The 1,537-nt window shown below is 31.1% G+C and carries 3 protein-coding genes; 2 read left to right on the top strand and 1 reads right to left on the bottom strand.

What is annotated here, in order from left to right; all coding sequences use genetic code 11:
• Nucleotides 1-112: 112 nt before the first annotated feature.
• Nucleotides 113-412, top strand: a complete 300-nt coding sequence (locus CK510_RS30210) for a 2Fe-2S iron-sulfur cluster-binding protein (RefSeq protein WP_095725097.1) — start codon at nucleotides 113-115, stop codon at nucleotides 410-412.
• Between the two features lie 321 nt (nucleotides 413-733).
• Here the strand turns inward: CK510_RS30210 and CK510_RS30215 are convergent, their stop codons facing one another.
• Complete coding sequence (locus CK510_RS30215) at nucleotides 734-943, bottom strand: TOBE domain-containing protein (RefSeq protein ID WP_095725098.1); 210 nt, start codon at nucleotides 941-943, stop codon at nucleotides 734-736.
• 401 nt (nucleotides 944-1,344) lie between these two features.
• Between CK510_RS30215 and CK510_RS31340 the strand changes: the two genes are divergently transcribed.
• On the top strand, nucleotides 1,345-1,537 hold a 193-nt coding region (locus CK510_RS31340), incomplete at its 3' end, for a hypothetical protein (RefSeq protein WP_143289522.1).

Consider the following 1,537-nt stretch of genomic DNA (forward strand, 5'->3'; position numbering starts at 1 on the left):
CAGGTATTTTGCCTGATAATTTTGCTTTTTCTACGCTTGAGTTCGACAAGTAATTACTTGTTCAAACTCATGATGTTAAATTGTATTTCTTTACTTTGAGGAGAACACAAAAATGGCTGCTTATCAAGTTAGATTAATCAACAAAAAAGAAGAACTTGACACTGTAATTGAAGTTGACGAAGATACCACTATTTTAGATGGTGCTGAAGAAGCTGGTATTGAATTACCTTTTTCTTGTCATGCTGGTTCTTGCTCTAGCTGCGTAGGAAAAATAGTTGAAGGTGAAGTTGACCAATCAGATCAAAACTTCTTGGATGATGAACAAATGTCTAAAGGTTTTGCATTGCTTTGCGTTACCTACCCTCGTTCTAATTGCACAATCAAAACCCATCAAGAACCTTACTTGGCATAAATCATTAGTTTGATTTTCTGATTTTTTCGATTTTTAAATTTAGCTTATATTCAAGTCATAACTCTGATTCAGTTATGACTTTTTTCTGTGATTTGGGTAATTTATTTATTGATTTTACCCTAGCACCAGTCAGGATAGAAATAAATAAATAAAGCTTGCTTTTCGCAAGCCTTGTGATTTTTTCTGAAAATTCCAACCTATATATAGACATCTCCGGAAAAGACGTAGAGACGTAGCACTTCTGAGGCAGGACAAGGGTTTTAGATAACGGATAATTAATTCTCAGAGATGTCTAATATCAAAAAGCTATAGCTACAAATCTTAATCAACAGCAACCATGACATCAGTTGCTTTAATCACTATGTACGCTTCTTTATTTAGTGACAGATGTAACTTCTCAGCAGAAGATTTAGTAATAACCGAAGTAACTTCAACACCAGGGGCGATTTCAAGGGTCACTTCAGTATTAACTACTCCTGGTATAATTTTTTTTACAGTTCCTTTGATTGTATTACGTGCGCTAATTTTCATACTTTTAATTTACCATTAAGTAGTAGTTTTTACTTACTTATTTTATCAATTGCTAATTATATTGATTGTTTTCTTTAACTTTTCTTTATAATTATTAATTCTTGATATCAAAATTTGAATCTGGTTATTCTGATGGAGCTAAAGCAGAGAAAACTGCAAGTGAGACTACAAAAAAAAGTTGGTAATTAAAGGTTACGATAACCTAGATTTAAACAACTCAGGTGACAATTATTATACAGTTCTAATGAATTGGACTTTGGACAAAAAGAAATCATTTAGTTGTCAAATAATTAATTGATGCTGGTTTGGATATTAATTCTCGAAATAAATTTAAAAAGTTTGGACGATTATCAAGCTATCAATTTCGTCAACATAGAAATTTTAATTAAAAATATTAAAAAATGTCACCAAGAAAAATTCTCGCTCGGTTATTACCAAAAGTCGCCAAGCAAAAAGTCGGTGAGTATTCTTACTTAGTTACCATACTTATCCATAAGTGCAAATTGCGTTTAAGCCATATTGGTGGTTTTATTTGCTTTTCTGCTGGATATATTTTGGCATTTTTATTTAATAATATTTATCAATATATTATTC

This window comes from Brunnivagina elsteri CCALA 953 (genome assembly GCF_002289455.1).
In the GTDB taxonomy this organism is placed as follows: domain Bacteria; phylum Cyanobacteriota; class Cyanobacteriia; order Cyanobacteriales; family Nostocaceae; genus Brunnivagina; species Brunnivagina elsteri.

Excerpts from the sequence above, each read along its gene's own strand:
- CK510_RS30210 (WP_095725097.1), top strand. The coding sequence starts at position 113 with ATGGCTGCTTATCAAGTTAGATTAATCAACAAAAAAGAAGAACTTGAC.
- CK510_RS30215 (WP_095725098.1), bottom strand. The coding sequence starts at position 943 with ATGAAAATTAGCGCACGTAATACAATCAAAGGAACTGTAAAAAAAATT.